The organism is Streptomyces sp. NBC_00210 (assembly GCF_045160975.1).
GTDB lineage: Bacteria > Actinomycetota > Actinomycetes > Streptomycetales > Streptomycetaceae > Streptomyces.
Genome location: NZ_CP108120.1, coordinates 1,881,999 through 1,907,035, shown reverse-complemented (window position 1 = coordinate 1,907,035; position 25,037 = coordinate 1,881,999). Strand labels below are relative to the sequence as shown.

The window sequence follows — 25,037 nt, the reverse complement described above, 5'->3', positions numbered from 1 at the left end:
TTCAGCTCGGGGGTGTCCGGAGCTTACGGACACCCCCGCTCCTGATCAATGCGGCCGTAGGACCTAACCGGCGATGAAGTTGATCCGCTCACGGACGATCGGATGACCGGCCTTCGCGAAGTTCGCGGCCATCGGGAAATTGCCCTGATCGGTGGCACCCCCGATGAACTGTGCGCCCCGCTCGGCCAGGAAGTGCGTGCACTCCACGAGCAGGTCGTACGCATAGCCGTGGCCGCGCTGCTCCGGCACGACGCCGATGAAGCCGATGCACGGCCCCGACGGATTGTGCGCCGGGATGTGCAGGCCGACCAGCTCCCCCTCCGGCGTGCAGGCGAGCTGCCACCACTCGCGCGGCGACGGGTACCAGTGGAAGAAGTCCAGCTCCTCCTGTGCCGCCTGGTCCACACCCCCTTCGGCGATGGCGTGCAGCGCGTGCGCGTCGAGTGTCGCGGAGTGGACCCGGCGCAGCACGTCGAGAATTACGGCGTCGTCGGGCTCGGTCCTGAACCGGAGCCGCCCCGGCCGCTTCGGCAGTCCGCAGTCCGGCGTCCACCGGTACTGATATCGCTCCACCAGGATCTTCATCCCGGCCGCGGCCGCGGCCCGCATCCTGGCCTCACCGGCTGCCAGGGTCACCGGGTCGGCACGCCAGCCGGCGGGCAGGTTCAGTTCGTACTCGACCTGGCGAGGGGAGGTGCGCAGCAGCTCGGCGCCCGCCTCCTCCTCGCCCTCGGCGAAGTCGAACCAGTTGATGTTGACGGGGGATTCGTCATCGGGTCCGCCCCACCAGGCGCCCCGTGCGACGACTTTGCCGTCGCGCAGCGCAATCCGCTTCCATTCGGGCCGGTGCGTGGCGAGCGCCAGGGCGCGGCCCACATCCAGCGGGTCGGGCAGGGTGTCGAAGAGATGCGCGTCGCTCTCGGAGAGCGCGCGGATGACCAGTTCGGTCATGAGAGAAGTCCTCCGGAATGAGATCTCGGACGAGATCTGCGGTGTGCGCTCCCGGTCAGACTGTGAACGCGCGGTGGACGGGGCGGGAGCGCGGGGATCGGGTCATCTGCACTGCTCTCGCCTCCTTCCGTCGGGTCCGTGGCGTCGCGATCACGCTAGAGGATCACTGAGGAACCGTCCAGTGCTCATCTCGCGACCACGGCAGGCGAAACTGCGCTTCGGCGCAGGTCACGCAGTCGCTCGGGACGGAAGGAACGCCGGTTGTTCTGGACACCCATGGCCCTTCGGCCCGACAATCGCGTACGTGACGTCCTCCTACGAGTTCAACACGTATCCCGCGCGGCTCTCGGATGCCGAGCGCGACCGTGTGCTCGGTGTGCTCAGAGAGGGCGCGGCCCAGGGGAAGTTGTCGCACGACACCTTCATACGGCGGATGGAACTCGCCCTGGTCGCCCGCCGGTCCGACGAACTGCGGGCGCTCACCGCGGACCTCGGCACCGATGGCCGCTGGTCACAGCATCTGTACCGGGCGGTGGGCAGGGTGTCCGCCTTCTCCGAACGGCTCCGCCGGGCCTGGCAGGCCGAGAAGCTGCCGCCGCTGCTGCTGCCGGAACCCGGCCCGTACCCCCTGCGGATCGGCCGCGACCCCGGCAACGGGCTGCGGCTGAGCCATGACACCGTCTCGCGCCTGCACGCCGAGCTCGGCAGGCAGGGCAACCTGTGGATCCTGCGCGATCTGGGCTCGACCAACGGCACCACGGTCAACGGGCGCCGGGTGACCGGATCGGTCGTCGTGCACGACGGCGACATGGTGGGCTTCGGCCGGATGAGCTTCCGCCTCACGGCCCGCTGAATCCCGCCCCGCAGCACCGGAAACACCTAGGTGCGCTCAACCTGCCCTGCGGCTGAGCAGCGCCACCGGGCGGTCGGCGAACAGCTCGGCCAGCGGCACGGACCCGCCCCCGAACTCCCGCTCCGGAGCGAGCAGATCGGCCCATCGGCCGTCCGGCAGTGACAGTTCGGTGTCCGCCCAGCCGCCCGCCTGCGCCAGTCGTCGTGAAAGCCGCGTCACGGCCGTGACCACCTCGCCCGTGCGGCAGAACGCCACACAGTGGTCGGCCGCGGGGCCGCTCGCGCTGAGCGGTGCGTACGTCCCCGACTCGCCGAAGACCTCGGGCCGTTCCCCGCGCAGCCGCAGCGCCGCCTCCGTGACCGCGGTCTTCTCGGTCGGCGGACCCTCGCGGAACGGCCGCCGGTTGTCCGGGTCCACCAGGGCCAGATACTCGCGCTCCGTGTCCTGGTACAGGTCCGGCACCCCCGGCATCGTCAGGTGCAGCAGCGTCGCGCCGAGCGAATTGGCCCGGGTGTACGGATCCAGCTCACGGGCGAAGAGCGCGACCGAGTACAGGGGCGGCCCCGCGGGCCCCGCGCCCACGAACTCGGTGACGGCCCGCTCGTACGCCGGGTCCGGCTCGGTCCAGGTGGTGTGCAGCGCCGCTTCGCGCACGGCCTTGAGCAGCGCCGTCTGCAGCCTTTCGCCGTACGGGATACCGAAACCGACCGCCGTCTGCCAGGTCACCCACGCCAGATGCGGATCCGGCGCGCTGCCGCCCTCCACGCGTCCCGACTCCGCCGTGATCTGCCCCAGGAAGTCCGCCCACCGCTCCGGGCACTCGGAGAGCACGGCGATCCTGGCCCGCACATCGGAGCTGCGCTTGGTGTCATGCGTCGTCAGCACCGTCCCGGTGGCGGGCCAGTCGCGCGCGATCCGGGTGCAGTACGCATGGAACCGCTCCGGATCCACCGCCGGACTGCCCGGGTCCCCGCCCACCTCGTTCGCCGAGATCAGCGGCGCGTAGCGGTAGAAGGCCGTGTCCTCGACGGACTTGGCGCGCAGGGCGGACGACGTCTGGGCGAAGCGGGCCCGGAAGGCGGCATGGTCGGGACCGTCGCCGAGCCGCCCCAGCGCCAGGTCCCGCACCACCTCGACGGCCGAGGACTCCTCGGCGACCGCGAACGCCGCCTTCGCTCCGGCGGCCGCCCGCAGCGGCAGCGCGTCCTCGCCGCCGACGCGGTACGGCCGGTAGACGGGCACCCGCACCAGCAGCTCGCGCACCGCTGCCCGCAGCGCCCACGGCGCGTGGTCGCGCAGGGTGGGATCCGCCGCGCAGACGCGTTCCGCGAGGCGGGTGAGCGTCGCGGTCTCGGCGGCCAGATCATGGGTCACCACCTTGTACGCGGCGCGGCGCACCGTAGCCTCCCAGTAGCCGCCCCGGTCGCCTGCCGGACCCGCGAACTCCCGGTACAGGCGAACCAGTTCGGCCGACCCCGTCGGGTCGACGAACAGTCCGTCGAGGTGCCGCAGCGCGTCGTATCCCGTCGTGCCGGCCACCGGCCAGCCCGCCGGCAGATGCTCCTCACCCGTGAGGATCTTCTCGACGACTGTCCAGCACGCCCCGTCCGTCGCCTCGTCGAGCCGCCGCAGATACCCCTCGGGGTCGGCCAGCCCGTCCGGGTGGTCCACCCGCAGGCCGTCCACGACCCCGTCCCGTACCAGCTCAAGGATCTTGGCATGGGTGGCTTCGAAGACCTCCGGGTCCTCCACCCGTACCCCGATCAGGTCCGAAATGGTGAAAAAACGCCGGTAGTTGAGCTCTGTACGGGCGAGCCGCCACCAGCCGAGCCGGTACCACTGGGCGTCGAGCAGTTCGGGCAGCGGCAGCTTCGCGGTGGACTCGCGCAGCGGGAAGCTCTGCTCCCCGTAGTGCAGCACATCCCCCTCGACCCACAGCGACTCCAGCTCGTCCCCGAACCGGCCGGCGAGCACCGGCAGCAGGACCTTCCCGCCGCCCGCCTCCCAGTCGATGTCGAACCAGCGCGCGTACGGGGAGAGCGGACCCTCGCGCAGCACCTCCCACAGGGCCCGGTTGTGACGCGGCACGGCGGCCATGTGGTTCGGGACGATGTCCAGGACGAGCCCAAGACCGTGGCCACGTGCCGTGCGGGCCAGCTCCCGCAGGCCCGCCTCGCCGCCCAGCTCCTCGCGCACCCGCGTCGGGTCGACGACGTCGTAGCCGTGCGTCGACCCCGGCACCGCCTCGAGGACGGGCGACAGATGCAGATGCGAGACCCCGAGCTCGGCGAGGTACGGCACCGCCAGCGCGGCGGCCGCGAACGGAAAGTCCGGCTGCAGCTGCAGCCGGTAGGTGGCGGTGGGCGTCATGCGAACGTACGTACCCACCTTGAGGGCATCTGTGTCATCGGCCCGTGCGCCGGTACCCGCCGTTCGGGCTAGGGCCCGTCTTTTGGATCAGGCCGGATCAGTGAGTGGGGGTTCCCCCCACGCCCCCAGGGGCGTAGGGGGAGGGTCTGGTGCATGCAGACGCAAGGCGGAGGATGGAGCCCACGCGATGGGGGCACCTCCCGTGCCCGAAGGGCTACGGGGGAGTCGGCGACTGACGACAACGCAGCAGATGCCGGGTGTCCTGACGACCGGACGGGGACCTACGCGGGTCGCCGCAGCACCGTCAGACTCCGGCCCACCAGCCGCACCCGATCCCCGGCCGCCACCTTCGGGCCCTGGCCCGGCGGGACGCCTTCCTTCTGTGCCGTGTCCACGACGACCTGCCACTGCCGCCCGTGATTCACCGGCACCGCGAAGTCCAGGTCCTCGGCGCTCGCATTGAACATCAGCAGGAACGAGTCGTCGGAGATCCGCTCACCCCGGGGCCCGGGCTCCGAAATCGCATGCCCGTTCAAAAACACCGACAGCGCCTTGGCGTGCGCCGCCTGCCAGTCCCGCTGGACCATCTCTTCACCCTCGGGGGTGAACCACGCGATGTCGGAGAGCTCGTCGTGCGTCCCCTCCACCGGGCGCCCGTGGAAGAAGCGCCGCCGCCGGAACACCGGGTGGTCGCGCCGCAGCCACACCATCGCGCGGGTGAAGTCCAGCAGCGTGCCGTCCTCGTCCGCGCCCGGCTCCGGCCAGCGCACCCAGGACACCTCGTTGTCCTGGCAGTAGGCGTTGTTGTTGCCGCCCTGCGTACGCGCGAACTCGTCGCCGTGGCTGAGCATCGGCACGCCCTGCGAGAGCATCAGCGTCGCGATGAAGTTGCGCATCTGCCGGTCCCGCAGATCGACCACTTCGGGGTCGTCCGTGTCGCCCTCGACGCCACAGTTCCAGGACCGGTTGTGGCTCTCGCCGTCGCGGTTTCCCTCGCCGTTCGCCTCATTGTGCTTCTCGTTGTACGAGACCAGATCGTGCAGCGTAAAACCGTCGTGGCAGGTGGTGAAGTTGATGGAGGCCAGCGGGCGCCGGCCGTCGTCCTGGTAGAGATCGGACGAGCCGGTCAGCCGCGAAGCGAACTCCGCGAGCGTCCGCGGTTCGCCCCGCCACAGGTCCCGTACGGTGTCGCGGTACTTGCCGTTCCACTCGGTCCACAGCGGCGGGAAGTTCCCCACCTGGTAGCCGCCCTCGCCCACGTCCCACGGCTCGGCGATCAGCTTCACCTGGCTGACCACCGGATCCTGCTGCACCAGGTCGAAGAACGACGACAGCCGGTCCACCTCATGGAACTGCCGGGCCAGTGTCGCGGCGAGGTCGAAGCGGAAGCCGTCCACATGCATCTCGGTCACCCAGTACCGCAGCGAGTCCATGATCAGCTGCAGCACATGGGGGCTGCGCATCAGCAGCGAGTTCCCGGTGCCCGTGGTGTCCGTGTAGTAGCGGGGATCCTCGGACAGCCGGTAGTACGAGGCGTTGTCCAGGCCCCGGAAGGAGAGCGTGGGGCCCAGGTGGTTGCCCTCGGCGGTGTGGTTGTAGACCACGTCGAGAATGACCTCGATGCCCGCCTGGTGCAGGGCCCGCACCGCCTGCTTGAACTCCAGCACCTGCTCGCCGCGGTCGCCCCAGGAGGCATAGGCGTTGTGCGGTGCGAAGAACCCGATGGTGTTGTAGCCCCAGTAGTTGTTCAGCTTGGAGTCCACCAGACGGTGGTCGTTGACGAACTGGTGGACCGGCATCAACTCGAGCGTCGTGACGCCCAGTTCGGTCAGATGGGAGATCACGGAGGGGTGCGCCAGACCGGCGTAGGTGCCCCGCAGCTCCGGCGGCAGCTCCTGGTGCAGCATCGTCAGGCCCTTCACATGGGCCTCGTAGATCACCGTGCGGTGATAGTCGGTACGCGGCGGACGGTCGTCGCCCCAGTCGAAGTACGGATTGACCACGACCGATGTCATCGTGTGCGGCGCCGAGTCCAGGTCGTTGCGCGAGTCCGGCTTGCCGAAGTGGTAGCCGTACACCGACTCGCCCCAGTCGATGGAGCCGCTGACCGCACGTGCGTACGGATCGAGGAGCAGCTTGGCGGAGTTGCACCGCTGCCCGCGCTCGGGCTCGTACGGGCCGTGGACCCGGAATCCGTACCGCTGACCCGGCATCACGCCCGGCAGATAGGCATGCCGCACGAAAGCGTCGGTCTCACGCAGCTCCACCGCGGTCTCCGAGCCGTCGTCGTGCAGCAAGCACAGCTCGATGCGCCGCGCGGCTTCGGAGTACACCGCGAAGTTGGTTCCGGCGCCGTCGTACGTGGCACCGAGGGGATACGCCTGTCCCGGCCAGACCTGCATAGATATGACTCTTCCACTTCTGATCCGGGTGCTGGGGGGCACTTGGCCCAGATCCTCACCGAAAGTATTGCCGCTAAGTGGCCTCGGTGACCGCGGACGACGCGGTCAACATCGGGTTCCTTGATTCGCCCCCGCATCGACCGTGGCAGCAACCACTATGAATCCGCTCACTCCGGCAGATCTCGCCTGGCAGAACGGTAGGAATTGGCAAGGGAGTTGGGAAAGTACACTGCCCATCCTGCTGCACCGCCTCCCACAGGCGGAGTAGTCTTCCTTGATCGTTGGGTGGGGGCGGAGAAGGCGGTGCACGGGTGAGCTCGGGAGGGCTGGAGCTACCCCCAGGTGACGCAGGTCACGAGGGGGGCTCCGCCGATGTGCCGCCCGGAGCGGTATCCCTCGCCAGACCGATGGAGATCGGGGCGGAACTGGACTGGGGCGCGGACGCCTGGAGCGAGGTCCGTACGCGCGCGCAGCGTGCCGGGCGGGCCTACATCTGGCTGAACCTGGTGGAGCAGCGGCTGCGGGCGGTGGTGGCCGCGGTGCTCCGCCCGATCTACGAACCGGTGCACGGCGACGACTGGGTGGTGGCCGCGGCGGGCCCGGCCGGGCAGGAGTGGGTGCAGCGGGCGGTCGCGGTGCGGGAGGTCTCGCGCCGCAAGGGCTATCTGCTCGACCCGGCGGACGACAATGTCCTGTCCTTTCTGACCCTTCCTCAGCTGCGTGAGCTGATGGTCCAGCACTGGCCGTGCTTCGAGCCGTACTTCGACGACCGGCGTGATGTGGAGCTGGCGCTGGACGAGCTGGAGGTCGCGCGCAATGTGGTCTCCCGCAACCGTGCGCTGAACGAGACGGTCCTCGCGCAGGCGGAGCGGGCCTCCGCGCGGCTGCTCGAGATACTCGGCAGCGGTGCGGGTGTCGCCGCAGCGGACCGGCTGCCGGTCGACGCGGTGGAGGATCTCGTCGGCGACCGCTACGCGGACGTGGTCTCGGTCCACCCCGACCGGGTCAGGCTGCAACGGCAGCTCCCGGCCGAAGACCTGTTCGGGGGCGCGCGGCGCCTCGACGCGATCGGCATCGGCCTGAACCTCCTGGTCCAGAACTTCTCCGGCCGCCGGCTGGTCCGGCTCGCGGAGTCCGGCTGCCGGGTCCGCCTCATCTTCCTCAACCCGGCGAGCAGCGCGGTCAAGCGGCGTGAGCGGGAACTGGGCCTCAAAAAGGGCGAGTTGAGCCGCACGGTGGAGATGAACATCCTCCATATGCGCCGGGTCCGCTCCAAGCTGCGGGACCCGGGGGCCTTCGAGATCCAGGTCTTCGACGAGACCCCGCGCTTCACGGCCTATCTGGTCGACGGCGACGGCCCGGACGGCCTCGCCGTCATCCAGTCCTATCTGCGCCGGGCCCGTGGCATGGAGGCGCCGGTGCTGGTACTGCGGGGCGGCGGTCGGGCGGTCGTGCGTGCGGGCCACGACAGCGAGCACGGGCTGTTCCAGACATATCGCGAAGAGTTCGAGTCCGTGTGGGCGGACTCGCGGCCGGTTTCCTGAGTTGTCAGTGGCGCGTGGGAGGGTGAATACCCACGGGGGATGCACCACGGGGAGCACCACAAGGGAGGGGGCCACGATGGCTTGGCACGGGGAACCGCTGGTCGGCTTCGATCTGGAGACGACGGGTACGGAGCCGCTGGAGGCACGGATCGTGACGGCCGCGATCGTCGGGGTCCGGCCGGGGGAGCCGGTGCGGCGGCTCGGATGGCTGGCGGACCCGGGGATCCGCATCCCGGCGCAGGCGTCCGCGATCCACGGCATCAGCAGCGAGCGCGCGACGGCGGAGGGCCGTCCGGCGCGGGACGTGGCGGACGAGATCGCTCAGACGCTGACGGGGTACTGGGCGCAGGGCGTGCCGGTCGTGGCGTACAACGCGGCCTTCGATCTGACCCTGCTGACGGCCGAGTTGCAGCGACACGGCCTGCCGTCGCTGAGCGCCCGCCTGGGCGGCCGCGAGATCGGCCCGGTGATCGACCCCTACACGATCGACCGGGCAGTCGACCGCTACCGCAGGGGCAAGCGGACGCTGGAGGCGGTCTGCACGGAATACGGCGTGGTACTGGAGTCGGCCCACGACGCGAGCGCGGACGCACTGGCGGCGGTCCGGGTGGCGTGTGCGATAGCGGAACGGCACGAGGCGGTGGCCTCGCTGACACCGGCGGAGCTGCATGAGCGCCAGATCTCGTGGTACGCGGAGTGGGCGACGGACTTCCAGCGCTTTCTGCGCCGCAAGGGCAGCGCGGACGCGGTGGTGGACGCGTCGTGGCCGGTGCGGGAGCGGGTGCCGTCGGCGGGCTGAGGGTGCCTTGCGCCTGCGGCGGGCTTTCAAGCCCCGCCGCAGGCTTCCGCCCTCGCACCGTCAGAACGCTTGCCAGCGCACCCTCTCCGCACCCTCACGCAGTGACCCGACCCGCCGAGCGAACTCCTCCCGCGCCGCCGGGTTCGTCGGGGCATGTTGCGCCACCCACGCGCAGCTCGCCGTTTCGCGCGCGCCCCGCAGGACCCCGCAGCCCTCCCACTCGCGCACGTCCCACCCGTACGCCGCCGTGAACGACTCGTACGCGTCCGGCGCAAGGCCGTACCGGTCGCGCGTCAGCGCCATGACCACCAGGTCGTGCTCCCGGAAGTCCGACGAGAACGTCTCGAGGTCGACCAGGACAGGCCCGTCCGGGCCCACGTGAACGTTGCGGGGGAGCGCGTCGCCGTGGATCGGGCCCGGTGGGAGGTGGGGCGTCAGCGCGGACGCCGCCGCCGCGAAACCGTCGCGGCGGGCGCGCAGATACGCCGCGTCCGCCGGATCGATCGCGTCCCCCGCCAGCCGCAGCCACCGCTCCACACCCCCCAGCAACTCTCGCCGCGGAAGCGGGAAGGCAGGGGACGGCAGCGCATGAACCAGCCGCAGCAGCCGCGCCAGGTCTGCCGGCTCCGCCGCCCTCACCGCGTCCGGCAGCCGGTGCCACACCGTCACCGGGTGCCCCCCGACCAGGCGCGCCTTCGGCTCCGCAGGCCGGACCGCCGGCACACCCGCCTCGGCCAGCCACGCCCCGACCGCCAGCTCGCGGTCCGCCCGCGCCAGCAGGTCCGCGTCCCGGCCGACTTTGACGACCACCTCGCCCGCCCCGAACACCGCGTTCTCGCCCAGCGCCAGCAGCGTCGCGCCGACAGGCAGTCCCGCAGCGGCCAGTACGTCGCGGGCCTGTGTCTCATCCATGGCGACAGAGTCTCGCATTCATGCAGGTTGCCTTGACGAACCGACGGACCGTCAGCACGATGACGGGGGCCGCCGGGGCCGGAACAGGATGAGCCGCCCGAAGGAGTCGAATCCGTGACATTGGCGAGCCTCACACCACGGTCCGGAAAGCCAAGGCCCGCAAGGGCCCGCTCTACGAGGCCAGGGCCACGGGCCGGAAGGCAGCCGGATCACGGAACCTGGTTCCTCGTACTCCCCGCCCTGATCCCGATCCTCGTCCTCAGCGTCGGCCCCCTGCTCTACGGCATCTCACTCGCCTTCACCGACTCCCAGGCCGGCCGCACCGAACCCACCGAGTGGATCGGGGCGCTCAACTTCCAGGACCTGGTCCACGACACCCTCTTCTGGGACTCGTTCAGGATCGGCCTGCTCTGGGCGCTCGGCGTGACCGTCCCCCAGTTCGCGCTGGCCCTCGGCCTCGCCCTGCTGCTCAACCAGAACCTCCGATTACGCTTTCTCGCCCGCGCCCTCGCGATCATCCCCTGGGCCATGCCGGAGGTCGTCGTCGGCATCATGTGGCGGCTCGTCTACAACCCGGACGCGGGCATCCTCAACGAGACCATCCGCGACCTCGGCCTCGGCGACGGACGCGACTGGCTCTCCGGACTTGCCACCGCCCTGCCCGCAGTCGTCCTCGTCGGCATCTGGGCCGGTATGCCGCAGACCACCGTCGCCCTCCTCGCGGGGCTCCAGAACACCCCGCACGAACTCCATGAAGCCGCCGCCCTCGACGGCGCCGGCACCTGGCGCCGCTTCCGCACGGTCACCTGGCCCGCCCTCAGACCCGTCGCCCTCGCCATCACCGCGCTCAACTTCATCTGGAACTTCAACTCCTTCGCCCTGGTCTATGTGCTCACGGGCGGCGGACCCGGCGGCCGCACCCGCCTGCCCATGCTCTTCGCCTACGAAGAGGCCTTCCGCTACGGCCAGTTCGGCTACGCCGCCGCCATGGGCTGCGTCATGGTCGCGGTCATCTCGGTGATGCTCGCCCTCTATCTCGTAGGACGGCTCAAGGGAGGCGATGAGAAGTGACGGCCCTCCGCACCAGCAGGTCCGCCCGCGCAGGCCAGTACCTCGCGCTCCTGTGCTATCTCGTCTTCCTCGCCTTCCCCTTCCTGTGGTTGCTGTCCACCGCCTTCAAGCCGCCGCGCGAACTGGGTTCGCTGCACCCGGCCTGGATCCCCGAGGACCCGACCCTCGACAACTTCCGGCAGGCCTTCGACGAACAGCCCCTTCTCCAGGCTGCCGCCAACAGCCTCGTCGCGGCTCTGGCCGCGGCCATCGTCGCCGTGGTGATCGCGACCCCCATGGCCTACGTCATGGCCCGCAACCGCACCAAGCTCTCCACAGCCGCCACCGGCTGGGTCGTGGTCAGCCAGGCGTTCCCGTTCGTCCTGGTGATCATTCCGCTGTTCCTGGTCCTGAAGAATCTGCAGCTGATCAACACCCTGTCCGGCCTGATCATGGTGTACGTGGTGTGGGCGCTGCCGTTCGCGCTCTGGATGCTGGTCGGGTACGTACGGGCCGTGCCCCGCGAGTTGGAGGAGGCCGCGGCCGTCGACGGCGCGAGCCGGGTCCGCACCCTTGTCTCGGTCACCGCGCCGCTGCTCGCGCCCGGCATCGTCGCGACCGCACTGTTCGCCTTCATCACCGCATGGAACGAGTTCTTCTTCGCGCTCGTCCTGCTCAAGACCCCCGAGAAGCAGACCCTGCCGGTCGTCCTCACCCACTTCCTCGGCGCGGAGGGCGTCGCCGACCTCGGGCCCCTCGCGGCGGCCGCGTTCCTCGCGACGCTGCCCTCGCTCGTCATCTTCGCCGTCATCCAGCGGCGGATCACGGGCGGGATGCTGGCCGGGGCGGTGAAGAGCTGATGCGGGTACGACTGCTCACGGCCGCGGCCGCCGCCCTCACCCTGCTGCTGACCGGCTGTTCGGACGACGGCAGGGACACCGATGGGAGAGTCACGCTCCGCTTCCAGTCGCTGGCTTGGCAGAAGGAGTACGTCGACGCCAACAGGGAGCTGGTGGCGGAGTGGAACGCGCGTCATCCCGACATCCAAGTGAAGTACGTCCAGGGCAGCTGGGACAGCGTCCATGACCAGCTGCTGACCGCCTTCGAGGGCGGCGAGGCGCCGGACATCATCCACGACGCCTCCGACGACCTCGCCGACTTCGCCTACGGCGGCCATCTCGCCGATATCGGCGAGCTGCTGCCCCAGCGCCTCAGGTCCGACATCCCGCGGCAGAGCTGGCAGACGGCGACTTTCGGCAAGGGGGTCTACGGCGTGCCCTTCCTCCAGGAACCGCGCGTCCTCATCGCCAACAAGAAGATCCTTCACTCCTCCGGGGTGCGGGTGCCGACCGCTCGGCAGCCGTGGAGCTGGGAGGAGTTCCGGCAGGTCACCAAGGCAATGACGCAGAAGATGGGGGAGGGGAAGTACGGCATCGCCTGGCCGCTCAAGGAGCCGGTCTCGGCCACTCTCAATCTCTCGCTCTCCACCGGCGGCCAGGTCTTCCACCGCGGCGCGGACGGCAAGGTCCAGGTCCGCTTCGAGGTGGCCGACCAGGTGGTGCCCCGAACCATCAACGCACAGGTCAACACCGACGGTAGCGCATCGCGCACCACTCTCGGCTCGGGCGGCTCCGACACCCTGCCCGGCTTCTTCGGCGGCAAGTACGCGATGGTCCCGCTCGGCTTCTCGTACCGGCAGCAGATCGTGCAGCAGGCGCCCAAGGGCTTCGAGTGGACGGTGCTGCCCGCCCCGGCCGGGGACGGAGGTCTGGCTCAGGGGGTGAGCCCGCAGACGCTCTCGATCGCGGAGGACAGTCCGTACAAGAAGGAGGCTGTGCGGTTCATCGACTTCATGCTGGAGCCGCAGAACATGGTGCGGCTCGCGAAGGGCGACTGGATGCTGCCGACCGGCACGCGCGCGCTGGCGGACCCCGCGCTGCACACCGAGAAGGACGGCTGGGCCACCGGCGCGGCGCTCGCACGGGATCTGCGGTCCGCGCCCGCGCAGTCGGTGCGGGGCTATCCGGAGTGGAAGGACAAGGTGGCGACGCCCGCGCTGCAGGAGTACTACAGCGGCGCGATCGACGAGAGCGAGCTGCGTAGACGGCTTGTGAAGGACGGGAATCACGTGCTGGCGCGGTATCAGCGCTGACTGCAATCGCCGGAGGGGCTGGAAAATCCAGCCCCTCCGGCGATTGAGGAGCGGGGCGGAGCCCCCGCAGTCAAGCCTCGCCGGCGAATGAGGAGCGGGGCGGAGCCCCGACACCGGGCCCCGCCCCCTCACCCCCGTGTCAGACCCGCACCGGGTCCGGGCGGTCGTCGTCGTGGCGTGGCCCCGCCACCGGGACCGGAGCCGCCGCCGACTCGTCGTGCGTCAGATCCGGCAGCCACCGCAGCCACTTCGGGAAGTACCAGTTCTTCTCGCCCAGCAGCGCCATGATCGCCGGCAGCAGCACCCCGCGGATGACCGTCGCGTCGATCAGGACCGCCGCCGCGAGGCCGACGCCCATCTGCTTCATCGACTGCATCGACAGCGTGCCGAAGATCGCGAACACCGCGACCATGATGACCGCCGCGCTCGTCACCACGCCCGCCGTCGTCACCACGCCATGGGTGATCGCATCCCGCGTGTCACGCCCCTGCACCTTCGCTTCGCGGATCCGGGACACCACGAACACGTGGTAGTCCATCGAGAGTCCGAACAGGATGACGAAGAGGAACAGCGGCAGCCACGTGATGATGGCGCCCACGCCCTCGGCGCCGACCAGCGACGCTCCCCAGCCGTGCTGGAAGACCGCGGTGAGGATGCCGTACGCCGCGCCCACAGACAGCAGGTTGAGCACGATCGATGTGATCGCGATCGTCAGCGACCGGAACGACAGCAGCATCAGGATGAAGGCGAACACCACCACAAAGGCGAAGACGGGTGTCACGGCCCCGGTGAGCTGGTCATTGAAGTCCTTCGAGCCCGCGACCTGACCGGTGATCGGCGCCTGGAGCCCGTCGATCTTGCCGAGTGTCGCCGGACGAACCTCCTTGCGCAGGATGTCCAGGCTCTTCTCCGCCTTGTCCTGGTCGGAGCCGCCCACCAGCGGAACGTATACAAATGCGATGCCCTGCGCGTCGTGCCGGACGACTTCGATGGGCCCCCGGGACGCGCCCGAACTCACCGCCTGCTTACGGAAGTCGTCGATCCCCTGCTTCACCGGCCCCGCGTTGATGTCGTCCGCCTTGACGATGACCACCGCCGGGTCCGCACCGCCCGGGAACGCCTCGTTGATCCGCCCGTAGGTCGCTACGATCGGCACCGAGTCGCCGAACTCCTGGTCCAGCGTGAGGTTCTGCGTCTTCATGCCGAGAGCGGGCAGTGCGATGGCGACCAGCGCTCCCGCGGCCACCACCAGCGACACCGCGGGACGCTTCAGTACGCTGCGAAGGACCCGGGTCCACACGCGGCTGCCGTTGTCGGTGCCGTTGCCGCCACGCTTCTTGCGGTTCAGGAACGGGATGCGCCCCTTCTCCACCCGCTCGCCGAGCAGCGAAAGCAGCGCCGGCAGCACCGTGACCGAGCCGACCATCGCCACGGCCACCACGATCAGCGAGGCCAGGCCCATCGACTCGAACGTGCCGATGCCGGTGAAGAGCATGCCGGCCATAGCCACGCACACTGTCACACCGGAGACGATGACCGCCCGGCCACTGGTCGCCGCGGCGATCTGCATCGCGGTGTGCGCGTCGTGTCCCGCGGCCCGCTCCTCACGCTCGCGCCGCAGATAGAACAGGCAGTAGTCGACGCCGACCGCCAGACCCACCAGCAGCATCACGGAGCTTGCGCTGTCGCTCATCGGCTGGAAGTGGCTGACGACGCCCATCAGCCCCGTCGTCGCCATGATCGCGGTGATGGCCAGAGCCACCGGCAGCAGTGCGGCCACGAGCGCACCGAAGGCGATCAGCAGAATGCCGAGCGCGACCGGCACCGCCGAGAGCTCCGCCTGCTGGAAGTCGTCGCCGAAAGCGTCATCGAAGGTCTTTCGCATGCTGGCGCCGCCGATCTCCTCGATCCGCAGCTCCTTGTGCTTGTCCTGGACCTTGGCAACGGCCTTGAGTACGGGCTCGATCCGGTCACCCGCCGTCTCGGGGTCCCCGCGCACATCGAACTGGACGAGCGCGCTGCGCCCGTCCTTCGAGATGCTCTTGGTGTCGTACGGAGACGTCACCGCGGTGACCGCACCCGTGTCGCCGACCGCTTTGACCACCTCGTCGACGGCCGTGCGGAATCCCGCGTCGGTGGCTTTCACCGAGCCGTTGCGCGCCTGGACGAGCACCGTCTCGCCGGCCGGCTCCTCGACACCCGCCTTCGCCGTGATCTTCGCGGCCTGGGTGGTCTCACCCTTCAGCTGTTCGTCGTCCTTGAGCTTGACGGTGCCCACAGCCGAACCGGCCACCATGGCAAGAAGGACGAACAGCACCCAGATCCCCACGGCGGCCCAGCGGTGCTGCGCGCTCCATCCGCCTGCCCGTGCGGCTACTCCGCGCGGACCCCCTCCTGCATTCCCCATGACAGCCTTGCCCCCTCGAGCGTGACGTCGGTCAGGCACCGTCGTCTCCGCTAAGAAACTACGGGCACATTCAGGCCGTCTCCTCCTGCTCGCCGGTGACCTCTCGGGTCGCTCTCTACTCCTTTGGGACCGGTCGCATCCCCGAAAAGAAGGATCGAAGCCCCTTACATCTAAAGGTGGTTGGGGGGTGAAGTCGGATATGTGAGGCCCTGGCCGATTTCTTATTACGAAACCTTGTTGAGTAAGTCACAGCTGTATGAAGGTCTTGATCTGCGCGCGTCAATCGGTCAGGGTTTCGAGTCGGCCCCCGGAATTATTTCGTCCGCGAGCCATTCCCCCCACAAAAACTGAATGACGAGGAGTCCCCTCTTCATGGCAACTCACAAGCGCGCGAGCAGGATCAAGCTGACCGCGGCCATAACTGCCGTGGCTGCCGCAGCCGGAGTGACCGTACTCGGCACGTCCTTCGCGGGAGCCGCGACTCCCGCCGAGGGCACCGTCTACGGCGCGAACGCCGAAGGCGCCGTCGCCGGCAGCTACATCGTGATGCTGGACCAGAAGGCCGACAAGCAGGACCTGGCCGAGGAGTACGGCGGCAAGCTGCAGCGCAACTACAACTCCGCCATCAACGGCTTCTCCGCCAGCGGCCTTTCGGAGACCGAGGCCAAGCGCCTCGCCGCCGACCCGGCCGTCGCCAAGGTCGTCCAGAACAAGAAGTTCTCGATCAACGAAACCCAGGACAACCCGCCGTCGTGGGGCCTGGACCGGATCGACCAGGCCGACACCGCAGGCGACAAGAAGTACACCTACCCGGACAGCGCCGGTGAAGGTGTGACGGCGTACGTCATCGACACCGGAGTCCGCATCTCCCACAAGGACTTCGGCGGCCGCGCCGCGCACGGCTTCGACGCCGTCGACAACGACGACTCCGCGGACGACGGCAACGGCCACGGCACCCATGTCGCGGGCACCATCGCCGGGTCCACGTACGGTGTCGCCAAGAAGGCGAAGATCGTTGCCGTCCGCGTCCTCGACGACAACGGTTCCGGCACCACGGAGCAGGTCGTCGCGGGCATCGACTGGGTCACCAAGAACCACAAGGGCCCGTCCGTCGCCAACATGAGCCTCGGCGGCGGCGCCGACGAGGCGCTCGACGAGGCCGTCCGCAAGGCGATCGCGTCCGGCGTCACCTTCGCCGTCGCGGCGGGCAACGAGTCCACGGACGCGAGCCAGGGCTCCCCGGCGCGCGTCAAGGAGGCCATCACCGTGGCGTCCTCCACCGAGGACGACAAGCAGTCGGACTTCTCCAACTTCGGCGAGATCGTGGACATCTACGCTCCCGGCTCGGAGATCACCTCGGCCTGGAACGACAGCGACGAGGGCACCAAGACCATCTCCGGCACCTCCATGGCGACGCCGCACGTCGTCGGCGCCGCGGCGGTCTACCTCGGCGCCCACCAGGACGCGACCCCGGAGCAGGTGTCCAAGGCGCTGACCGACGGCGCCACGCCCGACAAGATCAGCAACCCCAGCGCGGGCACGCCCAACAAGCTGCTGAAGGTCGTCGAGTAACCCAAGGAGCGAGTCGCTGAGCCGGCGGTCGCCGTGCCCTCCCCCACGGGGCACGGCGGCCGCCTTATGGTGTGCCGATGACCACGAGGTATGCGGCACTCCTGCGCGGGATCAACGTCGGTGGCCACAAGAGGGTCCCGATGGCCGAACTCCGCGAACTGCTGAAGGAACTGGGCCACGGTGACGTGGCCACGTATCTGCAGAGCGGCAACGCCGTCTTCTCCAGCGAGTCGGACGACGAGAAGGCGCTCGGCAGGGCTCTGGAGCGGGCTATCGAGAAGCGCTTCGGCTTCGCCGTCGACACTCTGGTGCGCAGCCACGAGTATCTGAGAGCGGTGGCCGACGACTGCCCCTTCCCGGCCGCCTCGCTGGAGGGCAAGCAGCTGCATGTCACGTACTTCTCGGAGCCGGTCGGCCCCGAGCGGCTCGCGTCGATCGACCCGGCGGCATTTGTGCCGGAGGAGTTCCGGCTCGGCGACCGCGCGCTGTATCTGTACGCGCCGAACGGCCTCGGCCGCTCCAAACTCGCGGAGGCGCTGGGAAGGCCGAGCCTGTTCAAGGGCATCGTCGCGACCAGCCGCAACTGGAACACCGTGGTGAAACTGGTGGAGCTGACCCGTGACTGACCCCACGGAAGCCGTCAGCGCCGCCATGGAGGCGGAACTGAGCCTCCTCGACCCGGCGGTGCGCCTGTCGCCCAAGCGGCTGGCCGGCCTGCTCCACCCGGACTACCGGGAGTTCGGCACCTCGGGCCGGATCTGGGACCGCGACTCGATCATCGCGGCCGTCACCGGGCTGGACTCACCATCGCCGCGGCCGGTCACCACATCAGGTATGAAGGGCGCCCAGCTCGCGCCCGATGTGGTGCATCTGACCTTCGACACCGACTCGGGCACGCATCGGGCCCACCGCAGCTCCCTGTGGCGGCTGACGATGGACGGCTGGCTGCTCTATTTCCACCAGGGCACGCGGTTCACGGGCGAGGCCGGCATCATCCAAGGGCTCTGACGTCCTCATCGGTGAGCCGGACCGACGCCGCCCGCAGGTTCTCCTCCAGATGTCCGACGCAACCGGTGCCCGGCGTCGGACACAGCACAGGCGAACGGTGCAGCAGCCAGGCCGGCGCGATCTGCCCCCTGCTCGTACCCGGGCCCGGTCAGCTGGACCGTACCCACGTCTCGTACACATGTGCTCCACGGCGGCGAGGCGACCGCGCTGTCGCGTTCTTTCAAGACCGGCCGGGACTCCCGGGCATAGCTTCCCGGGCATGAACAGCATCCACTCGCACCTGACCGTCTGCGCCGCCGAAGCGGCCCGCGTAGCCCGCGGCGTCCGCGCCGAGTCGCTGTCCGAGCCCTCCGTCTGCGCGGACTGGAAGGTCTGGGACCTCGTCAACCACCTCGTCCTGTACTCCTCGCACGGCCTGGAGCACCGCGCGCTGCGCAAGCAGCTCCCCGAAGAGCTCACACAGCACGACTTCACCGCGGACTCCGACTGGGCACGGCAGTACGCCACCCAGCTCGACCGTGCCCTCGCCGCCTGGCGGGACCCGGCGGCCTGGGAGGGCGAGGTGGACCTCGGCTTCACGAGGATGCCGGCCTCCGAGATCGCCTCGCTCATCGTCAAGGAACTCGCCCTGCACGGCTGGGATCTGGCCCGCTCCACGGGCCAGGACTTCAAGGTTCCTGACGAGACGGGCGAGTTCGTCCTCGCTGTCGTCGACGAACACGCCGAGGTCTATCGCCAGTACGACGGCTTCGCGGACCCGGTGGCGACGGCGGACGGCGCGACCGCCTTCGAACGGGCCCTGGCGAGGAGCGGCCGCGACCCCAAGGGCGCCGACCCGAAGGCCTGGGCCTAGGCGCCTAGGCCGACGCCGCGACGAGCGTCCGCGTCCGCGCCTCGTCGTAGCGCTCCAGCAGCAGCCGCGCCAGCTCAGGGGCGGGACCGAGGACATCGGCCAGTACATCGGCGTCCCGGGCGCCCTGAGCGATGCGGTCCGGGAGGCGGCCCGGCGCGATGACGTAAGGGGCCACCGCCACCCGCTCGCAGCCCTCGGCCCGCAGTTGCCGCACGGCGTCCTCGGTGCGAGGAAGAGATGCGGAGGCGAACGCAGGCCGCACGGCGCACCAACCGGTGTGCCGCAGCTCCCGCGCGATTTCAGCGATCACTGCGATCGCCTCCGGGTCTGTGGAGCCCGCCGAGGCCAGGACCAGCCCCGTCGAGCGCTTCTGGGCCGGGCCGAGCCCGGCCTCGTACAGCCGCCGCTCCAGCGCGGACAGGAGAAGCGGGGACGGGCCGAGCACCTTGGCCTGATGGATACGCAGGACCGGGGGAGCGGCCCGCAGCACCGCGGGGATGTCGGCCTTGGCGTGGAAGGCGCGGGTCAGCAGCAGCGGCAGCGCCACCACGTCCCGTACCCCCTCGGCCGCAAGACGCTCCAGCACCCTCGGCACGGACGGCGCGTTGAAGTCCAGGAAGCCCCTCTCCACGCGCAGCCCCGGCCGCAGCGACCGGGCACGCTCCACCAGGGCGTGCACGGTCGCTGCGTGCCGCGGGTCGCGGCTGCCGTGGGCGATGACGAGGAGGACGGGGTTGTGCATGAGGTGGCTCAGTTCTTGACCAGGAGTCCGCGACTGCGCAGGACGCGTCGCTCCAGCGGGGCGAAGAGGAGCAGCTCGATTCCGATGCCGACGACGAGGATCAGCAGGATCGCGCTGAGGACCCAGGACATGTCCTGGAGTTCGCGGCCCTGTTCCAGCAGCTGCCCGAGCCCCACGCCCAGATCGGCGGCGTTGACGATGAGTTCGGCGGCCATCAGCGAGCGCCAGGAGAACGCCCAGCCCTGCTTGAGGCCCGCGATGTACCCGGGCAGCGCGGCGGGGAGCAGCACATGGCGTACGCCCTGGATTCCGGTCGCACCGATCACCCGTCCCGCCCGGAGGTACAGCGGCGGGATCTGGTCGACACCCGAGACGAGGCCGTTGGCGATCGACGGCACGGCACCGAGCAGCACGACGGCGTAGATCGTGGCGTCGGTCAGGCCGAACCAGATGATCGCGGCAGGCACCCAGGCGACGGACGGCAAGGACTGCAGGCCGGACAGGATCGGCCCGATCGCGGCCCGTACGACCCTCACCCTGGCCACGATCAGCCCCAGCGGCGTGCCGACCGCGACGGAGATGAGGAAACCGAGCGCGCCGCGGGACAGGCTCGTCCACACATAGCCGAGGAGTGTGCCGTCGAGCCACTTGTCCTGGAGCGTGCGGCCCACATCCGCCGGGCTCGGGAGCAGATAGTGCTCCTTCACCTCGAAGTGGTAGGCGAGCTGCCAGGCCACCAGCACGATCGCGATGGCCACGATCGGCGGTACGGCCTTGGACAGCAGCGTCTTGCCCAGCGGCACACGCTGGGTGGCCTGTGTGTCCAGGGCGTCGAGCCCCGCCTCCAGACCGGCGAGCTGGTCGGGTTCGGTGTCGGTCGGCTGCTGCTTCATGTCAGTGCTGGCCATGTCGGCGGATCTCCCCCCGGAGCTGTTCAGTGATCTCGACGGAGAGATCGGCGACTGCGGAATCCTCGATTCGGCGGGGGTGCGGGATGCCGACCTCCCATTCGCGGGCGATGCGGCCCGGGCGGGACGAGAGCAGTACGACCCGCTGCGCGAGCCGGACTGCCTCACGCACGTTGTGGGTGACGAAGAGGACGGACAGGTTCGTCTCCCGCCAGATGCGGGTCAGTTCGTCGTGCAGGACGTCACGGGTGATGGCGTCGAGTGCCGCGAACGGCTCGTCCATCAGCAGCAGCTGACTGGCCTGCGCAATTGCGCGGGCCATGGCCACACGCTGGCGCATGCCGCCCGAAAGCTCGTGCACCCGCTTGCCGTACGCGCCCTTGAGGCGTACGAGCTCCAGCAGCCGTTCGGCCTCGGTCCGCCGCTCCGCCTTCGGCAGACCGCGCATCTTCAGTGCGAGTTCGATGTTCTTCCCGGCGGTGAGCCAGGGGAACAGCGCGTGCTCCTGGAACATCAGGGCCGGACGGCCGCCGGGGACGTCGATCTCCCCGGCGGACGGCCGGTCGAGCCCCGCGACCAGGTTGAGCAGGGTCGACTTTCCGCAACCGGAGGCCCCCAGGAGGGTGACGAACTCGCCGGGTGCGACATCGATGCTGATGTCGTCCAGTACGAGCTGCTGGGCGCCCGGACGGCCGAAGGACTTGGAGACATGGGTGATACGCGCGGCGTATGACACCGCGATCTCGTCGTCGACGGCCTTGGTGAGCGTGCTGGCCATGAGCGTCACCTCCTGAGAGCGTGCGGTTGCTTGCTTACTTGGCGCCGAGACCGGCGTCGTCGACCTCGGGCTGTCCGGCAGCCTTCAGCACCTTGTTGAGCAGGCGCAGGTCGTAGATGCCGTCCAGGGCCGGCTCCTTCAGCAGCCCCGCCTTGACCGCGTGGTCGGCCTCACTGCGCAGCGTGGAGGCCAGCGGGTCGTTGAGGATGTCGACGTTCTTGAACGCGGGGTCGAGGACCTCGGCCGGCAGCGCCTTGCCCGTCTCCTTCTCCAGTGCGGCGTTGACCGCCTTCTTGGCGTCCTCGGGATTGGCCTTGATCCAGGCGTTGGTCTTGACCGAGCCGCGCAGCACGGCCTCGACGACGTCCGGGTGCTCCTTGAGGAACTTCTGGGAGACGATCAGGTTCGTGATGACGAACTTCTTGTCCGGCCAGAGGGTCTTCTCGTCGAGCAGGACCTTGCCGCCCTCGGCGACCAGCTTGGAGGCGGTGGGCTCGGGGACCCAGGCGCCGTCGATGTCGCCCGACTTGAAGGCGACCGGGGTCACCTTGTTGTCCGTACGGGCGATGGAGACGTCGCCCTTGCCGGACGTCGCGTCGACCTTGTAGCCCTTCTCGGCCAGGTAGTTGAGAAGCGCGACATCCTGGGTGTTGCCGAGCTGCGGCGTCGCGATCTTCTTGCCCTTGAGATCGTCCAGGGACTTGATCTTCTTCGGGTTCACGACGAGCGAGACACCGCCGGAGGCGGAGCCGCCGATGATGCGCAGGCTCTTGCCCTTGGACTTGGTGTAGCCGTTGATCGAGGGCGAGGGGCCGATCCAGCCGATGTCGATGGCACCGGAGTTGAGCGCCTCGATCTCGGCGGGGCCGGCGTTGAAGACGGCGGGCTTGACGGTCGTGCCGCCGAGCTCCTTCTGGATCAGGCCGTCCTTGCCCAGACCGACCAGGGCGGTGGCGTGCGTGACGTTGGCGAAGTAGCCGATCTTCACTTCGGAGGCCGAGAGCTTCTTGGCGTCCGCGTTGGCGGCCGGGGCGGCGTCGTCGTCCTTCTTGGCCTCGGAGCCGTAGCCGCAGGCGGTGAGCGCCACGGCGAGCAGCGGCAGGGCGGCGGCAGCGGCGAGACTGCGGCGCAGGGTCGTACGGGTGGCAGGCACGGGAGGCATTTCCTCTCGGAGGCCCGGTTCTTACGTCACGTCGGACGCGGCCGGGATGTCGGCGGTCTTCGTTTGTGCAGGGCGCGGGGGGTGAGGGCGCGCAGGCAGTGCGCGTACGTCATCGCGCACATCGCGCCACCCCGCCCGTGCCCGCGCCGAGGGCGCCGCTGCCGACGCGGCCGCCCTCCTTCGCGAACGTCGCGTAGAAGTCCGTGGTCATCAGAAGTCCCAGCCCTCGTCGTCGGCCTCGTCCTTGACCGGCTCGGGGCTGGCGAAGGACTCGCCGACCATGCCCGCGGTGAGCGTGGTGCCGTCGGCCGGGTCGATCAGGATGAACGAGCCGGTGCGGCGGGAGTCGGCGTACGAGTCGAGCGGCAGCGGCTCGGCGGTACGGATCTTGACGCGGCCGATGTCGTTGGCGACCAGCTGCCCGGGGTGCGGGTGCAGGGACAGGTCGTCGAGGGTCAGCCGGGACGGGATGTCCTTGACGATCGCCTTGACCGTGCGGGTGCCGTGCTTGAGCAGCACCCGGTGGCCGACGGTGAGCGGCTGGTCGGCGACGTGGCAGACGGTCGCCTCGACGTCCTGGGTGGTCGGGGGCGCGTCCTTGCTCGGCACGATCAGGTCGCCGCGCGAGATGTCGATGTCGTCCTCGAGCAGGAGGGTCACCGACTGCGGGGTCCAGGCGACGTCGACCCGCTTGCCCAGCAGGTCGATCCCGGCGAGCTTCGTCGTGCGGCCGGACGGCAGCACGGTCACGCTCTCGCCGACCCGGAACGTACCGGCCGCGATCTGACCTGCGTATCCCCGGTAGTCGGGGTGCTCGGCGGTCTGCGGGCGGATCACGTACTGCACGGGAAAGCGCGCGTGGCAGTGGGCCAGGTCGTGGCTGACCGGCACGGTCTCCAGGTGCTCCAGGACCGTGGGGCCGCCGTACCAGTCCATGTTCGCGGAGGCGTCCACCACGTTGTCACCGGCGAGCGCCGAGATCGGGATCGCGGTGATCTCAGGGACGCCGAGCTCGGAGGCGTACGCCGTGAACTCCTCGGCGATCGCGGCGAAGACGGACTCCTTGTAGTCGACGAGGTCCATCTTGTTGACGGCGAGGACGACGTGCGGGACGCGCAGCAGTGCGGCGACGGCGGCGTGGCGGCGGGTCTGCTCGATGACACCGTTGCGGGCGTCCACGAGGACTACGGCCAGGTCGGCGGTCGAGGCGCCGGTGACCATGTTCCGCGTGTACTGCACGTGGCCGGGGGTGTCGGCGAGGATGAACCGGCGGCGCGCGGTCGCGAAGTACCGGTACGCCACGTCGATGGTGATGCCCTGCTCGCGCTCTGCGCGCAGGCCGTCGGTGAGGAGGGCGAGGTCGGGGGCGTCCTGGCCGCGGCTCTGGGAGACACGCTCGACGGCCTCCAGCTGGTCGGTCAGGACCGACTTGGAGTCGTGCAGCAGCCGCCCGACAAGGGTGGACTTGCCGTCGTCGACAGAGCCCGCGGTGGCGAAGCGCAGCAGGGTGGTCGCCGACAACTGCTCGACCGACAGCGGCTCGGTGGGTTCGGTGGTGCTCGTCATGACTAGAAGTACCCCTCGCGCTTGCGGTCTTCCATCGCGGCCTCGGACATCTTGTCGTCGGCGCGGGTTGCGCCTCGCTCGGTGAGACGCGAGGCGGCGATCTCGGCGATGACGGCGTCCAGCGTGGTCGCGTCGGAGTCGACGGCGCCCGTGCAGGACATGTCGCCGACCGTGCGGTAGCGGACGAGCCGTTTTTCGACGACCTCGTTCTCGCGCGGGCCGCCCCACTCACCGGCGGTCAGCCACATGCTGGACCGCTTGAAGACCTCACGCTCGTGCGCGAAGTAGATCTCCGGCAGCTCGATGTTCTCGCGGGCGATGTACTGCCAGACGTCCAGCTCGGTCCAGTTGGACAGCGGGAAGACGCGCACATGCTCGCCCGGCGCGTGCCGGCCGTTGTAGAGCTGCCACAGCTCCGGGCGCTGGCGGCGCGGGTCCCACTGCGAGAACTCGTCCCGCAGCGAGAACACCCGCTCCTTGGCGCGGGCCTTCTCCTCGTCCCGGCGGCCGCCGCCGAACACCGCGTCGAAGCGGTGGTGCTGGATGGCCTCGGTCAGCGGCACGGTCTGCAGCGGGTTGCGGGTGCCGTCGGGACGCTCGCGCAGCTTTCCGCTGTCGATGTAGTCCTGTACGGAGGCGACATGGAGCCGGAGCCCATGTGCGGCCACCGTACGGTCGCGGTACTCCAGCACCTCGGGGAAATTGTGTCCGGTGTCGACATGCAGCAGCGAGAAGGGGATCGCGGCGGGCGCGAACGCCTTCAGCGCGAGATGCAGCATGACGATCGAGTCCTTGCCGCCGGAGAAGAGAATCACCGGCCGCTCGAACTCGCCCGCCACCTCGCGGAAGATGTGCACCGCCTCGGACTCCAGAGCGTCCAGGTGTGACAGGGCGTACGGGCTGTCGGTGCCTTCGCTCACAACGTTGACGCTGGTCGTCATCCGGCGCACCTTTCGTTCGCTTCTCCGCCCGCGCGGCGCAGAGGCGCGGCTTTCGTCTGAATCTGCG

22 protein-coding genes are annotated in these 25,037 nt (G+C 69.5%); 10 read left to right on the top strand and 12 right to left on the bottom strand.

What is annotated here, in order from left to right:
- Positions 1 to 63: 63 nt before the first annotated feature.
- On the bottom strand, positions 64 to 951 hold the full coding sequence (locus tag OG729_RS08625; protein WP_405805311.1) for a GNAT family N-acetyltransferase: 888 nt from the start codon (positions 949 to 951) through the stop codon (positions 64 to 66).
- A 304-nt stretch (positions 952 to 1,255) separates the two neighbouring features.
- On the opposite strand from OG729_RS08625, the gene OG729_RS08620 reads away from it, so the two are divergent.
- Positions 1,256 to 1,804 (top strand): FHA domain-containing protein, encoded by a 549-nt coding sequence (locus OG729_RS08620; RefSeq protein ID WP_405805309.1) that lies wholly within the window; start codon positions 1,256 to 1,258, stop codon positions 1,802 to 1,804.
- A gap of 36 nt (positions 1,805 to 1,840) precedes the next feature.
- On the opposite strand, the gene treY is transcribed toward OG729_RS08620, so the two are convergent.
- Positions 1,841 to 4,174, bottom strand: a complete 2,334-nt coding sequence (gene treY, locus OG729_RS08615) for a malto-oligosyltrehalose synthase (RefSeq protein ID WP_360869124.1) — start codon at positions 4,172 to 4,174, stop codon at positions 1,841 to 1,843.
- Positions 4,175 to 4,455: 281 nt separating this feature from the next.
- A complete protein-coding gene (glgX, locus tag OG729_RS08610) occupies positions 4,456 to 6,576 on the bottom strand; it encodes a glycogen debranching protein GlgX (protein ID WP_405805308.1) in 2,121 nt (706 codons plus the stop codon).
- Positions 6,577 to 6,887: 311 nt separating this feature from the next.
- Between glgX and OG729_RS08605 the strand changes: the two genes are divergently transcribed.
- A complete protein-coding gene (locus tag OG729_RS08605) occupies positions 6,888 to 8,120 on the top strand; it encodes an SAV2148 family HEPN domain-containing protein (RefSeq protein WP_360869118.1) in 1,233 nt (410 codons plus the stop codon).
- 76 nt (positions 8,121 to 8,196) lie between these two features.
- Positions 8,197 to 8,919, top strand: a complete 723-nt coding sequence (locus OG729_RS08600; protein ID WP_405805306.1) for a 3'-5' exonuclease — start codon at positions 8,197 to 8,199, stop codon at positions 8,917 to 8,919.
- Between the two features lie 60 nt (positions 8,920 to 8,979).
- On the opposite strand, the gene OG729_RS08595 is transcribed toward OG729_RS08600, so the two are convergent.
- Positions 8,980 to 9,831 (bottom strand): phosphotransferase enzyme family protein, encoded by an 852-nt coding sequence (locus OG729_RS08595; RefSeq protein ID WP_405805304.1) that lies wholly within the window; start codon positions 9,829 to 9,831, stop codon positions 8,980 to 8,982.
- Positions 9,832 to 9,945: 114 nt separating this feature from the next.
- On the opposite strand from OG729_RS08595, the gene OG729_RS08590 reads away from it, so the two are divergent.
- Genes OG729_RS08590 through OG729_RS08580 form a run of 3 tightly spaced genes read left to right on the top strand, consistent with a single transcriptional unit; the run spans position 9,946 to position 13,033 of the window.
- On the top strand, positions 9,946 to 10,902 hold the full coding sequence (locus OG729_RS08590; protein WP_405805303.1) for a carbohydrate ABC transporter permease: 957 nt from the start codon (positions 9,946 to 9,948) through the stop codon (positions 10,900 to 10,902).
- Positions 10,899 to 11,741, top strand: coding sequence for a carbohydrate ABC transporter permease (locus tag OG729_RS08585; protein WP_360869106.1), 843 nt, complete (start codon positions 10,899 to 10,901; stop codon positions 11,739 to 11,741). The genes OG729_RS08590 and OG729_RS08585 overlap by 4 nt, the downstream gene beginning before the upstream one ends.
- On the top strand, positions 11,741 to 13,033 hold the full coding sequence (locus OG729_RS08580) for an extracellular solute-binding protein (RefSeq protein WP_405805301.1): 1,293 nt from the start codon (positions 11,741 to 11,743) through the stop codon (positions 13,031 to 13,033). The genes OG729_RS08585 and OG729_RS08580 overlap by 1 nt, the downstream gene beginning before the upstream one ends.
- A gap of 139 nt (positions 13,034 to 13,172) precedes the next feature.
- Here the strand turns inward: OG729_RS08580 and OG729_RS08575 are convergent, their stop codons facing one another.
- Positions 13,173 to 15,440 (bottom strand): MMPL family transporter, encoded by a 2,268-nt coding sequence (locus OG729_RS08575; protein WP_405805299.1) that lies wholly within the window; start codon positions 15,438 to 15,440, stop codon positions 13,173 to 13,175.
- 372 nt (positions 15,441 to 15,812) lie between these two features.
- Between OG729_RS08575 and OG729_RS08570 the strand changes: the two genes are divergently transcribed.
- From OG729_RS08570 to OG729_RS08560, 3 genes are all read left to right on the top strand, one after another.
- Positions 15,813 to 17,012: a S8 family peptidase gene (locus OG729_RS08570; RefSeq protein WP_360869097.1), complete on the top strand. Its 1,200-nt coding sequence runs from the start codon at positions 15,813 to 15,815 to the stop codon at positions 17,010 to 17,012.
- A 77-nt stretch (positions 17,013 to 17,089) separates the two neighbouring features.
- Positions 17,090 to 17,638 (top strand): DUF1697 domain-containing protein, encoded by a 549-nt coding sequence (locus OG729_RS08565; protein ID WP_405805297.1) that lies wholly within the window; start codon positions 17,090 to 17,092, stop codon positions 17,636 to 17,638.
- On the top strand, positions 17,631 to 18,020 hold the full coding sequence (locus OG729_RS08560; RefSeq protein ID WP_360869092.1) for a nuclear transport factor 2 family protein: 390 nt from the start codon (positions 17,631 to 17,633) through the stop codon (positions 18,018 to 18,020). Before OG729_RS08565 ends, OG729_RS08560 begins: the two co-directional genes overlap by 8 nt.
- Here OG729_RS08560 and OG729_RS08555 read toward each other — a convergent pair.
- On the bottom strand, positions 18,004 to 18,108 hold the full coding sequence (locus OG729_RS08555) for a hypothetical protein (RefSeq protein WP_405805295.1): 105 nt from the start codon (positions 18,106 to 18,108) through the stop codon (positions 18,004 to 18,006). The genes OG729_RS08560 and OG729_RS08555 overlap by 17 nt on opposite strands.
- A 171-nt stretch (positions 18,109 to 18,279) precedes the next feature.
- Here OG729_RS08555 and OG729_RS08550 point away from each other — a divergent pair, with 171 nt between their 5' ends.
- Positions 18,280 to 18,873, top strand: coding sequence for a TIGR03086 family metal-binding protein (locus tag OG729_RS08550; protein WP_405805293.1), 594 nt, complete (start codon positions 18,280 to 18,282; stop codon positions 18,871 to 18,873).
- 4 nt (positions 18,874 to 18,877) lie between these two features.
- Here OG729_RS08550 and OG729_RS08545 read toward each other — a convergent pair whose 3' ends face one another.
- From OG729_RS08545 to cysD, 6 genes are all read right to left on the bottom strand, one after another.
- Positions 18,878 to 19,615 (bottom strand): sirohydrochlorin chelatase, encoded by a 738-nt coding sequence (locus OG729_RS08545; protein ID WP_405805291.1) that lies wholly within the window; start codon positions 19,613 to 19,615, stop codon positions 18,878 to 18,880.
- Between the two features lie 8 nt (positions 19,616 to 19,623).
- Positions 19,624 to 20,523, bottom strand: a complete 900-nt coding sequence (locus OG729_RS08540) for an ABC transporter permease (RefSeq protein WP_360869083.1) — start codon at positions 20,521 to 20,523, stop codon at positions 19,624 to 19,626.
- Positions 20,510 to 21,301 (bottom strand): ABC transporter ATP-binding protein, encoded by a 792-nt coding sequence (locus OG729_RS08535; RefSeq protein WP_405805288.1) that lies wholly within the window; start codon positions 21,299 to 21,301, stop codon positions 20,510 to 20,512. Before OG729_RS08535 ends, OG729_RS08540 begins: the two co-directional genes overlap by 14 nt.
- A 34-nt stretch (positions 21,302 to 21,335) precedes the next feature.
- Positions 21,336 to 22,454 carry an aliphatic sulfonate ABC transporter substrate-binding protein gene (locus OG729_RS08530; protein ID WP_405805286.1) on the bottom strand — a complete coding sequence of 373 codons (1,119 nt, stop codon included), beginning with the start codon at positions 22,452 to 22,454 and terminating at the stop codon, positions 21,336 to 21,338.
- A 219-nt stretch (positions 22,455 to 22,673) separates the two neighbouring features.
- A complete protein-coding gene (locus tag OG729_RS08525; RefSeq protein ID WP_360869075.1) occupies positions 22,674 to 24,029 on the bottom strand; it encodes a GTP-binding protein in 1,356 nt (451 codons plus the stop codon).
- 2 nt (positions 24,030 to 24,031) lie between these two features.
- Positions 24,032 to 24,970: a sulfate adenylyltransferase subunit CysD gene (cysD, locus tag OG729_RS08520; RefSeq protein WP_360869072.1), complete on the bottom strand. Its 939-nt coding sequence runs from the start codon at positions 24,968 to 24,970 to the stop codon at positions 24,032 to 24,034.
- Between the last annotated feature and the right edge of the window lie 67 nt (positions 24,971 to 25,037).

Coding starts and splice junctions, on each gene's coding strand:
- OG729_RS08625 (WP_405805311.1), bottom strand. CDS start 951: ATGACCGAACTGGTCATCCGCGCGCTCTCCGAGAGCGACGCGCATCTC.
- treY (WP_360869124.1), bottom strand. CDS start 4,174: ATGACGCCCACCGCCACCTACCGGCTGCAGCTGCAGCCGGACTTTCCG.
- glgX (WP_405805308.1), bottom strand. CDS start 6,576: ATGCAGGTCTGGCCGGGACAGGCGTATCCCCTCGGTGCCACGTACGAC.
- OG729_RS08600 (WP_405805306.1), top strand. CDS start 8,197: ATGGCTTGGCACGGGGAACCGCTGGTCGGCTTCGATCTGGAGACGACG.
- OG729_RS08595 (WP_405805304.1), bottom strand. CDS start 9,831: ATGGATGAGACACAGGCCCGCGACGTACTGGCCGCTGCGGGACTGCCT.
- OG729_RS08580 (WP_405805301.1), top strand. CDS start 11,741: ATGCGGGTACGACTGCTCACGGCCGCGGCCGCCGCCCTCACCCTGCTG.
- OG729_RS08575 (WP_405805299.1), bottom strand. CDS start 15,440: ATGGGGAATGCAGGAGGGGGTCCGCGCGGAGTAGCCGCACGGGCAGGC.
- OG729_RS08570 (WP_360869097.1), top strand. CDS start 15,813: ATGGCAACTCACAAGCGCGCGAGCAGGATCAAGCTGACCGCGGCCATA.
- OG729_RS08565 (WP_405805297.1), top strand. CDS start 17,090: ATGACCACGAGGTATGCGGCACTCCTGCGCGGGATCAACGTCGGTGGC.
- OG729_RS08550 (WP_405805293.1), top strand. CDS start 18,280: ATGAACAGCATCCACTCGCACCTGACCGTCTGCGCCGCCGAAGCGGCC.
- OG729_RS08545 (WP_405805291.1), bottom strand. CDS start 19,615: ATGCACAACCCCGTCCTCCTCGTCATCGCCCACGGCAGCCGCGACCCG.
- OG729_RS08540 (WP_360869083.1), bottom strand. CDS start 20,523: ATGGCCAGCACTGACATGAAGCAGCAGCCGACCGACACCGAACCCGAC.
- OG729_RS08535 (WP_405805288.1), bottom strand. CDS start 21,301: ATGGCCAGCACGCTCACCAAGGCCGTCGACGACGAGATCGCGGTGTCA.
- OG729_RS08525 (WP_360869075.1), bottom strand. CDS start 24,029: ATGACGAGCACCACCGAACCCACCGAGCCGCTGTCGGTCGAGCAGTTG.
- cysD (WP_360869072.1), bottom strand. CDS start 24,970: ATGACGACCAGCGTCAACGTTGTGAGCGAAGGCACCGACAGCCCGTAC.